Genomic DNA, 8618 nt, shown 5'->3' with positions numbered 1-8618 from the left:
CCGCCCGCCGCTCCCGGCGCAGGCTCCCCGTCGCGGTCCTCGCCGCCGCCCTGGGAGCGGTCACACTCGGCGCGCCCTCCCCCGCGTCGGCGTCGGACACCGCCGCCGACCCGGACTACCTCGTCGGGCGCGGCATCGCCGATGTCACGGGCGAGGCCGCCGAGACCGGGATGATGGGCTATTCCAGCTTCGACCAGAAGACGTCCGGCATCCACCAGCGGCAGCGGTCGCGGGCCTACGTCGTCGTCGACCGGTCGACCGGCAAGCGCGTGGTGTACGTCAACGCGGACCTCGCGATGATCTTCCAGTCCGTCCGGCAGGGCGTCATGGCGCAGCTGAAGGAGCGTTACGGCAGCCTGTACGGCGAGGACAACGTCCTGCTGTCGGCCACCCACACCCACTCGGGGCCCGGCGGATACTCCCACAACGTCGCCTACAACCTCTCCGTCCTCGGCTTCCAGAAGGAGACCTACCGGGCGATCGTCGACGGCATCACCGAGTCCGTGGCCGAGGCGCACGCGGACCTGAAGCCCGGCACGATGAGCCTCGGCACGGGCACCCTGACCAACGCCAGCGTCAACCGCTCGCGCGAGGCGTTCGACCGCAACCCGGCCGCCGACCGGGCCGCCTTCCCCGACGGCATCGACCCGGCGATGACCGTGCTGCGCTTCAAGCAGGGCGAGAAGGACGCGGGCGCGATCAGCTGGTTCGCCACCCACAACACCTCGATCACTAACAAGAACACGCTGATCAGCCCCGACAACAAGGGCTACGCCTCCTACGCCTGGGAGCACGACCACGAGGGCGTCCGCTATCTCGACGACACCCCCGGCTTCGTCGCGGCCTTCCCCAACACCAACGCGGGCGACATGTCCCCCAACCTCAATCTGAAGCCCGGTTCCGGGCCCACCGAGGACGAGTTCGAGAACGCGCGCATCATCGGCGAGCGCCAGCTCGACAAGGCCCGCGAGATCTACGACGACGCGCGGCCCGTCGCCGGAGGGGTCGACTCCCGGCTCGCCTATGTCGACATGGAGAACGTGACCGTAGGGCCGGAGTACACCCCGGACGGCAAGGAGCACCGCACCTGCCCCGCCGTCGTGGGCGCGTCCACCCTCGCGGGCAGCGTCGAGGACGGCCCCGCCATCCCCCTCTTCGAGGAGGGCATGCGCACCCCGATCGCCCCCGTCCTCGAAGCACTGCGCATCGACACCCCGTCCTGGCTCCAGTCCTGCCAGTACCCGAAGGCGAGCCTGATCCCCACGGGCCTGCTGAGCAACGTCCACCCGGTCACCCCGAAGCGGCTCCCCCTGCAGATCATGAAGATCGGAGAGCTGCACCTGGTGGCCGCCCCCGGCGAGTTCACGATCGCCTCGGGCCTGCGCGTACGCCGCACGGTGGCCGAGCAGCTGGGCGTCCCGCTGGACCGCGTCCTGCTCCAGGGGTACGCCAACGCCTACAGCCAGTACGTCACGACGCCGGAGGAGTACGACACCCAGAACTACGAGGGCGGCTCCACGCTGTACGGCCGCTACACGCTGCCCGCCTACCAGCAGGAGTACGACCGGATCGCGAAGTCCTTGCGCGCGGGCACGTCCCTGGAGCGGGGTGCGACGCCGCCGGACGAGTCGGGGCGGCAGTTCACCTTCCAGACGGGGGTCGTGTACGACAACCCGCCCGCCGGCAAGGCGTTCGGCGCGGTCCTGAAGGCGCCGGAGAGCTCGTACGCGCGCGGCTCCACCGCCACCGTCGAGTTCGCCACCGGCCACCCGAAGAACAACGTCCGCCGGGGCTCCACCTTCCTGGAGGTGCAGCGGCTGGAGAACGGCGCCTGGAAGCGGGTGCTGGACGACGGGGACTGGGAGACCACCTACCGCTGGACCAGGCTCAACGGCCTGACCGGCACCTCGAAGGCCACCATCACCTGGGACGTCGCGGCGGACACCGCACCCGGCACCTACCGGATCGTGCACCACGGGGACGCGAAGAACCTGTTCGGGAAGATCACGCCGTTCACCGGGGCGACGGGGTCCTTCACCGTGCAGTAGAGGTGACCGGAACCCTCACCGTGAAGGAGAGGGTCAGGTCGTGCGCGGGGTGGGCTGGAACCAGGCGGGGCCCTCGGTGAGGGCCTGCTTGATGCGGAACAGGGCGAACTCGCCGAGCGGCGGGAGCCCGTCCAGCGGGAACCAGCCCACCTCCAGCGACTCGTCGTCGTTGACCCGTGCCTCGCCGCCGGTCGCCCGGCAGCGGAAGGTGACGTCCAGGTACTGGCAGCGGTCGCCGTTGGCGTACTGCACGGGCTCCAGCGCCTGCGTGAGCACCACCCGCTCGGCCACGCAGTGCACGCCGGTCTCCTCCAGCACCTCGCGCTCCGCCGTCGCCGCCGGCTCCTCCCCGGGCTCGGAGATCCCTCCGATGACCGACCACTTCCCGGTGTCCGCGCGCCGGCCCAGCAGCACGCGGCCCTCGTCGTCGAGCACGATGGCCGTCACCCCGGGCAGCAGGAGCAGCTGGTGCCCGGCGGTGGCGCGGATGTCACGGATGAAGTCGGGAGTAGCCATGGATCCGAGCCTACGTGGCCGGTTGTGGTGCTACTTCCCGGCGCCCGGGGCCTTGCGGGCCCGGAGCCCCGAGACGCTCACCCAGCCCAGGCCCGCCAGGGCCAGCAGCGCGATGACGCCCTCGGGCAGGGGGCCCATCCGGGTGGCGGGGGTGAGCGAGGAGCGCAGCGGGACCTCGTCGACGAGGGCATCGGGGGTGAACATCCCGCTCTTCTCGACGATCGTGCCGTCCGGCCGGATGACCGCGCTGACCCCGCTGGTGACGGGGACGACGACGGCCCGGCCGTGCTCGACGGCCCGCACCTGGGACATGGCCAGCTGCTGGTAGGTCATCTCGCTGCGGCCGAAGGTCGCGTTGTTGCTCGGCACGGCGATCATCTGGCCGCCGTGCGTGACCGTGTCGCGTACGGCGTCGTCGAAGGCGGCCTCGTAACAGGTCACGAGCCCCACCTTGGTCCCCGCGAGGTCGAAGACGCCCACCTCGGTGCCGGGGACGAACTCGCGCTGCACCCGGTCGACGTCCTCGCTGAAGAAGCGGGCGACCGTGCGCATCGGCATGTACTCGCCGAACGGCTGGATGTGCCGCTTGTCGTAGGTGTCGACGGGGCCCTGGTCGGGATCCCACTCGATCAGGGTGTTGCGGAGGCTGTCGGAGCCCTTCTCGACGACCGAGCCGACGATTGTGGGGGCGTCGATCGCCTTGACCGCGTCGTCGATGACCTGGCGGGCGTCCGCGTTGAGGTAGGGGTCGAGGTCGGAGGAGTTCTCCGGCCACAGCACGAAGTCGGGCTGCTTCTCCTTGCCCGCCTTCACGTCCTCGGCCAGCTGCGTGGTGCGGCGGGCGTGGTTGTCCAGGACCGCGCGGCGCTGGGCGTTGAAGTCGAGGCCGAGGCGCGGCACGTTGCCCTGGATCGCGGCGACGGTGGCCGTGCCGTTCTCCGCCGAGTCGTCGACCAGGGGCAGCGCGGCGAGCGCCCCGGCGATCGGTACGAGGATGCTCGCGGCGGCCCCGGCGACGGCCGCGCGGAGCACCTTGCCGGTGGACCGGTACGCCATGACCTGCCGCACCGCCTCGTAGAGGCCGAAGCCGCACAGCACGACGGCGAAGGAGAGCAGCGGGGTGCCGCCGAACGCGGCGAGCGGCAGGAAGGCGCTCTCGGACTGGCCGAAGGCGATCTTGCCCCAGGGGAAGCCGCCGAAGGGGATGCGGGCGCGGACCGCCTCGTCCAGCGTCCAGACCGCGGCCGCCCAGACGGGCCAGTACGCGAGGCGGGTCACCGCGGCGATCCCGAGGCACCCCACGGCGATGAAGAGCCCCTCCGCGGCGGCCAGGGCCAGCCACGGCACCGGGCCGACGTCCTCACCGGTCCAGTGCAGCAGCGGCAGCATGAACCCGAGGCCGGACAGGAGGCCGAGGCCGAAGGCGGCCCGCAGCCGACGCCCGTGCAGCACCCAGCCGAGCAGCGCGAACCCGGGCAGCACGAGCCACCACAAGGGCCGGGGCGGGAAGCTCGCGTAGAGCAGCAGCCCGGACAGCACGGCGGCGGCCGGGCGGAGGAGCCGCAGCGGCAGCCCGGCGGCCCGGGGTGCTGCCGGGGGCGGCGAATCGTCGACGGGGGTCATGGTGGCGCTCACCCGCCGGAGTCTACGGTGGGCGGCTGTGAGCGGGGGCGTTGACCTGCGCGGGACCGGGACGCGGTCGGCTGTGAGCGGCAGCGTTGACCTGCGCGGGACCGAGGGCTGGACTGCTGCGAGCTACGACGTGAGCGTGCGGGGGGCCCGGACACGGACGGCTGCGAGCTACGACGTGGGCCTGCGCGGGGCCCGGACACGGGCGGCTCCTGGGCTTCTCGCCGCCGGGGAGACCCGGTCACCGGTGAGGCTGCCGGGTCAGTCGCCGGGCCGTTTGCCGGGGGACGGCAGGTGCAGGCGTTGCCGGATGAACCGTACGGCCGTCTCCGCGTCGTCGACCGTGACGGTGAAGGTGCGGCCGTCGCCGAGGCGCAGAGCCATGCCCTCGCCCTTGCGGACCACGACGGCGGTGCCCTGCTCGGGGCGCCAGCGGTAGCCCCAGCCGCCCCACTGGCGCGGGTTGATCCGGGGGACGAATTCCGCGCCCGTGACATGGCTGAGCAGGATCCGGCGGCGCGGCAGGCCGACGTGGCCGCAGCGGACCTCCAGGCTGTCCCCGTCGACCTTGACGGCCACGTGGACGAAGGCGAGCGTGCCGAAGAGGATCAGCAGTCCGGCGGCGAGGCAGCCGATGACGGACATGAGCAACGGGGCGATGCCCGAGGTCCAGGCGCCGTCGACGGCGAGTTCGATGCCGAGCGCCACACAGCCCGCGCCCGCGAGGGCCAGCAGCCACTGGAGCCGGTTGGTGGCACGGCCGTTCCACTCCGTGGGCGGCGCCTGGCTCGACCCGTGCCTCGCACTCTCGGGGTGGTCGCTCATATCCAGCAGCGTAGCCGCGTTCCGGGCTCCCGGCCGGGGCTACGGGGGCCGATCGGGCGAGCCGCCCGCCGGTCGTACGGTCAGCGGACGGGCGCCCCGGCGGCCAGCATCCGGCCTTCCGCGTAGGTCAGCGCGGCGGCCGGGAGGGCGGCGGCGCGGCCGGCCTGGAGCACGGTGAGCCCGCCGGAGGGGTCGGCCGTCGGGGCGGGGGCCGCGCCGATCCGGCGCAGCGCCTGGGCGGCGACCGCTCCGGCGGAGGCGTGCAGGGCGAGCGGCGGGCGGCCGGGCCGCTGCAGGGCGTCGCGGATCCGGGTCGCGACCAGCTCGTAGTGGGTGCAGCCGAGGACGACGGCCCGTACGTCGGACGGGGCCACGGCGACGGCCGCCGCGACGGCCCGGTCGATCCCGGCCTCGTCGCCGCCGTCCACGGCGTCGGCGAGCCCGGGGCACGGGACCTCGGTGACCTCGGCGGAGCCGCCGAATTCCGCGATCAGCCCGCGCTGGTAGGGGCTGCCGGTGGTGGCCGGGGTGGCCCAGATGGCGACGGAGCCGCCGCCGGCCGCGGCGGGCTTGATCGCGGGGACCGTGCCGATGACCGGCAGGGCGGGCTCCAGCTCGGCGCGGATCGCCGGCAGGGCGTGGACCGAGGCCGTGTTGCAGGCGATGATCAGCGCGTCGGGGCGCTGGGCCGCGGCGGCGCGGGCGACGTCCAGGGCCAGGGCGGTCAGGTCCTCGGGGGTGCGGGGGCCCCAGGGCATCGAACCGGGGTCGGAGGAGAGCACCAGCTCGGCGTCGGGCCGCAGGCGGCGCACGGCGGCCGCTGCCGCCAGCAGGCCGATTCCGGAGTCCATGAGCGCGATCTTCACCCGGTCACCCTAGCCGACAGCCCTTGCGGACCGGGCTCGGTGGGGCAGACTTCGGCGGATGAGCGCCGTTGCCTGGATCGCCGTGGTTTCGCTGATCGCGTGGGTGTGGCTGCTGCTGGGGCAGGGCTTCTACTGGCGGACGGACCAGCGGCTCCCCCGGCGCACCGACCCGGCGCGCTGGCCGTCGGTCGCGGTGGTCGTGCCGGCCCGGGACGAGGCGGAGATGCTGCCGGTGAGCCTGCCGTCGCTGCTGGTCCAGGACTATCCGGGGGCCGCCCGGATCATCCTCGTCGACGACTGCAGCAGCGACGGCACCGGGCAGCTGGCCCGGGGCCTGGCCGGCCGGTACGGCGGGCTGCCGCTGACCGTGGTGACGCCCGGGGAGCCGGAGCAGGGCTGGACGGGCAAGCTCTGGGCGCTGCGGCACGGGATCGCGGTGGCCCGGCGGGACAAGCCGGACTTCCTGCTGCTGACCGACGCGGACATCGCGCACGAGCCGGACAGCCTGCGCGATCTGGTGGCGGCGGCCGGTCCGGGCGGACCCGACGGCTTCGACCTGGTGTCGCAGATGGCGCGGCTGCGGGTGGAGAGCCTCTGGGAGCGCCTGGTGGTGCCCGCGTTCGTCTACTTCTTCGGGCAGCTCTATCCGTTCCGCCGGGTGAACCGGTCCCGGTCGCGAACGGCGGCCGCGGCGGGGGGCTGCGTCCTGCTGCGCACCGAGGCCGCCGAGCGGGCGCGGATCCCGGACTCGATCCGGCAGGCGGTGATCGACGACGTGTCGCTGGCGCGGGAGGTGCGGCGCGGCGGCGGCCGGATCTGGCTGGGGCTCGCGGAGCGGGTGGACAGTGTGCGGCCGTATCCGCGTCTCGCCGATCTGTGGCGGATGGTCTCGCGCAGCGCGTACGCGCAGTTGCGGCACAGCCCGCTGCTGCTGGCGGGGACGGTCCCGGGGCTGCTGCTCGTCTATGTGGCGCCGCCCGCGACGCTGGTGGCGGGGCTGCTGACGGGTGACGCGGCGGCGGCCTGGGCGGGCGGGGCGGCCTGGGCGGTGATGACGGCGACGTATCTGCCGATGCTGGCGTACTACCGGCAGTCACTGTGGCTGGGCCCGCTGCTGCCGCTGACGGCGGTGCTGTATTTGATGATGACGGTCGACTCGGCCGTGCAGCACTACCGGGGGCGGGGCGCGGCCTGGAAGGGCCGTACCTACGCGCGCCCGGAGGCCGCGCCGGACCGGTGACGCCGCCGGGCGTCGGGCGGCCGGTCCGGGCGGGCGCGGCGGGTCACTTGCGGCCGGGCGTCCAGTTCATGCCCCAGCCGTAGGCGGCGTCGATGGTGCGCTGGGGGCTGACGCCCCGGTCCGGGACGAGGTAGCGGGCCTCTCGCTGCACGGTGAGGTCGCCGCCGGTGTTGGTGATCAGGGCGAGGGCGCAGACCGTGGAGGGCACGGTGCACTCGTCGAGGGAGAAGTCGACGGCCGCTCCGTTCTGCGGCTGGAGGGTGACCGTGGCATGGAGATCGGCGAAACTCCGGGCGCCTTCATAGATGGTGACGAAGATCAGTACGCGGCGCAGCTGGTTCTTGTGGTCGAGGTTGATGGTCATGTTCTCGCCGGTGGAGAGCGCACCGGTACGGTCGTCGCCGTCGAGATGGATAAAGGGCGGCTGATTCAGAGAACCGAACGCGTTTCCGAGAGACTGCACAACTCCCTTGCGTCCGTCGGTGAGTTCGTAGAGCGCGCAGAGATCAAGATCGAGATCGGCGTGCATGGCGACGGCCCGTCCGAGTTTCGCTCCCCAGCCCTTGAACTGTTTGCGGACTTCCCAGTTGAGGTTGACGCGCAGCGCGCCTGAGGTGCCGCCCTGCTTGGCGAGCGAGACGGACGGGGCGCTCTTGGTCAGCGTGATCTTGGTCAGCCGTACGGGTGCCGGAGCGGGCGCCGGTGCGGGCGGGGCCACAGGAGCGGCAGGCGCGGGGGCGACCGGCGCGGGAGGCGGCGACGACGGGACGGTCGGGGCCTGCTGCGGTTGCTGCGGTTCGTCCACGGAGATGCCGAAGTCCGTGGCCAGGCCCTCCAGGCCGGAGCTGTAGCCCTGCCCGACCGCCCGGAACTTCCACGCGCCCTGACGGAGGTACAGCTCGCCGAGGATGAAGGCGGTCTCGACCGTGGCGTCCGTGCTGTCGAAGCGGGCCAGCTCCGCGCCGCCCGCCGCGTCCGTGATCCGCACGTGGAGTCCGCTCACCCGGCCGAAGGTGCCGCCGTCGGCCGAGGCCGCGAGGACGATGCGCTCGATCCCGGGCTCGACCTTCCCGAAGTCGACCAGGAGGGTGTCGACGACGCTGTCGGGGGCGGTCCGCTTGCCTTCGTGCCGGACCGCTCCGGAGGCGTGGACCGGCTGGTTGTAGAAGACGAAGTCCGCGTCGTCTCGGACCTTTCCCGCCACCAGCAGAAGCGCGGAGGTGTCGACGTCCGGGGCGCCCGGTGCGGCGTACCACCCCAATTCGACGCGCACGGTGCCGGCCGGCACCGGAACGTTGGTCCCTTTTTGCATGGTCATGCTCGCCCCCATCACGAGTCCGGCTGCCCGCAGGCATTTCCCGACAACCTAATCCCCGGCCCGCCGAAGCGGGCCCCGCCGGCCGCCGGATGCCGAGGGGGGAGCCGGGCGGGGGAACAACGCGCCGGCGATAACCGGATGCATGCGCCGCCGCGGCCGGCGTACGAACAGCAAAA

General features: G+C 73.0%; 7 protein-coding genes. 2 read left to right on the top strand and 5 right to left on the bottom strand.

All coding sequences use genetic code 11. The features are described 5' to 3' along the window. The coding region (locus tag JS521_RS30650; RefSeq protein WP_239488063.1) for a neutral/alkaline ceramidase at positions 1-2048 on the top strand (2048 nt) is incomplete at its 5' end. A gap of 33 nt (positions 2049-2081) precedes the next feature. Here the strand turns inward: JS521_RS30650 and JS521_RS30645 are convergent. The 4 genes from JS521_RS30645 to JS521_RS30630 form a co-directional block, all read right to left on the bottom strand. Further along, positions 2082-2564: an NUDIX hydrolase gene (locus JS521_RS30645; RefSeq protein ID WP_030712810.1), complete on the bottom strand. Its 483-nt coding sequence runs from the start codon at positions 2562-2564 to the stop codon at positions 2082-2084. 30 nt (positions 2565-2594) lie between these two features. Continuing rightward, positions 2595-4187: an apolipoprotein N-acyltransferase gene (lnt, locus tag JS521_RS30640; RefSeq protein WP_205086192.1), complete on the bottom strand. Its 1593-nt coding sequence runs from the start codon at positions 4185-4187 to the stop codon at positions 2595-2597. A 267-nt stretch (positions 4188-4454) separates the two neighbouring features. Beyond that, positions 4455-5018, bottom strand: coding sequence for a hypothetical protein (locus JS521_RS30635; RefSeq protein ID WP_205086191.1), 564 nt, complete (start codon positions 5016-5018; stop codon positions 4455-4457). An 80-nt stretch (positions 5019-5098) separates the two neighbouring features. Beyond that, positions 5099-5884 carry a glutamate racemase gene (locus tag JS521_RS30630; RefSeq protein ID WP_205086190.1) on the bottom strand — a complete coding sequence of 262 codons (786 nt, stop codon included), beginning with the start codon at positions 5882-5884 and terminating at the stop codon, positions 5099-5101. 58 nt (positions 5885-5942) lie between these two features. On the opposite strand from JS521_RS30630, the gene JS521_RS30625 reads away from it, so the two are divergent. Further along, a complete protein-coding gene (locus tag JS521_RS30625; protein WP_205086189.1) occupies positions 5943-7124 on the top strand; it encodes a glycosyltransferase in 1182 nt (393 codons plus the stop codon). A 43-nt stretch (positions 7125-7167) separates the two neighbouring features. On the opposite strand, the gene JS521_RS30620 is transcribed toward JS521_RS30625, so the two are convergent. Beyond that, positions 7168-8454 (bottom strand): TerD family protein, encoded by a 1287-nt coding sequence (locus tag JS521_RS30620; RefSeq protein WP_205086188.1) that lies wholly within the window; start codon positions 8452-8454, stop codon positions 7168-7170. Between the last annotated feature and the right edge of the window lie 164 nt (positions 8455-8618).

The sequence above is a fragment of the Streptomyces durocortorensis genome (assembly GCF_016901035.1).
GTDB lineage: Bacteria > Actinomycetota > Actinomycetes > Streptomycetales > Streptomycetaceae > Streptomyces > Streptomyces durocortorensis.
Note: the sequence above shows the minus strand (reverse complement) of the source record. Positions and strands in the feature narration are given on the sequence as shown.